We start from the raw sequence: 1,442 nt of genomic DNA, 5'->3' as shown, positions 1-1,442 counted from the left end.
TCCGTTGGGCAGGTAAACGTTTACCAACTGAAGCTGAGTGGGAAATAGCAACTACTAATGTTCCAGTAGAAGGAAACTTATTAGAAAGTGGAATGCTGCACCCTGCTCCAGCAACAGAAAATACTCAACCAGCCCAACTATTCGGTGATGTGTGGGAATGGACAAATAGCACCCATCAACCCTATCCTGGTTATCGTCTAGAAGCGGGAATAGTGGGTGAATATAATGGCAAATTAATGTGTAATCGACTGGTATTACGAGGAGGTTCATGCGTAACACCCTTGTCTCATATTCGTCCAACCTATCGCAACTTTTACCCGCCTTCTACCCGGTGGCAGTTCACTGGTATTCGCTTGGCAGATACTTGTTGACCAAAACAAATTTAGAATTTAGAATTTAGAATTTAGAATTTAGAATTATTGACGCTCTAGGAGTTTTTCATGCGACCAAAACCTATTCCCCCCGGTCCCGGTCAAGAATCAGTTTGGGACTATCCCCGACCTCCCCGGGTTGAAGATGTAACTAAGCAGATTAAGATTATTTTTAATGGTGAAATCATTGCCGATACCCACCGTGCCAAGAGAGCACTAGAAACTAGTCATCCACCCAACTATTATATTCCCGTGGAAGATATCAAGATCGAGTACTTCACACCGAGTACTCACTCCACTTACTGCGAGTGGAGGGGACGGGCATATTACTATACCCTAACGGTCGGCGATCGCGAAGCTAAAAATGTTGCCTGGTACTATACTGAAATATTCCCAGCCTATGAGGAACTCATAGGTCATGTCGGCTTCTATCCTAGACCAATGGATGCTTGCTACGTTGGTGACGAGAAGGTGCAACCCCAAGCCGGAGATTTTTATGCAGGGTGGATCACGAGTGATATTGTTGGTCCTTTTAAAGGGGAACCTGGTACCTGGGGTTGGTAGGAAAAAATAAGCTCAATACTAATTGTTTGTTGTATTTCTCAATATGTGTCGATTACTGGCTTACCTCGGTTCTCCTATCCAACCGGATAAACTAATCTACGAACCAGAACACTCTCTGTGTATTCAAAGTTACAGACCCCAAGAAACTACAACCACCTCTGTGAATGCTGATGGGGTAGGAATTGGCTGGTATCACTCCCAAAAACAGACAGAACCCTTTATCTACAAAAACATCCTACCCATCTGGAGTGATATTAATTTACCTCACCTGAGTCGTTACATAGAGTCTGAATGCTTCCTAGCCCATATCCGCAGTGCTACTCCTGGACAAGCAGCCAGTTTGAGTAACTGTCAACCTTTTAGCGATCGCCACTTCCTCTTCACCCACAATGGTTTCATCGACAATTTTCGAGCCACCTTATACCAACCGATCCGCAGTCATATTAGAGATACAGTCTATCATAAAATTGAAGGCACTACCGATTCTGAACATATCTTCTCCTTGTT

The 1,442-nt window shown here is 44.0% G+C and carries 3 protein-coding genes; all 3 read left to right on the top strand.

From position 1 onward, the window contains the following. On the top strand, positions 1-371 hold a 371-nt coding region (locus F6K53_RS42285; RefSeq protein WP_293086494.1), incomplete at its 5' end, for an SUMF1/EgtB/PvdO family nonheme iron enzyme. A 69-nt stretch (positions 372-440) separates the two neighbouring features. After that, a complete protein-coding gene (locus F6K53_RS42280) occupies positions 441-935 on the top strand; it encodes a DUF427 domain-containing protein (protein WP_293086491.1) in 495 nt (164 codons plus the stop codon). A gap of 43 nt (positions 936-978) precedes the next feature. Continuing rightward, positions 979-1,442, top strand: a 464-nt coding sequence (egtC, locus tag F6K53_RS42275) for an ergothioneine biosynthesis protein EgtC (protein ID WP_293086489.1), incomplete at its 3' end; no start/stop codon positions are given.

It is taken from the genome of Moorena sp. SIO4A1, from assembly GCF_010672065.1.
Classification (GTDB): Bacteria; Cyanobacteriota; Cyanobacteriia; order Cyanobacteriales; family Coleofasciculaceae; genus Moorena.
The sequence above is the reverse complement of the archived record's forward strand: the minus strand, read 5'-3'. Positions and strand labels throughout refer to the sequence as shown.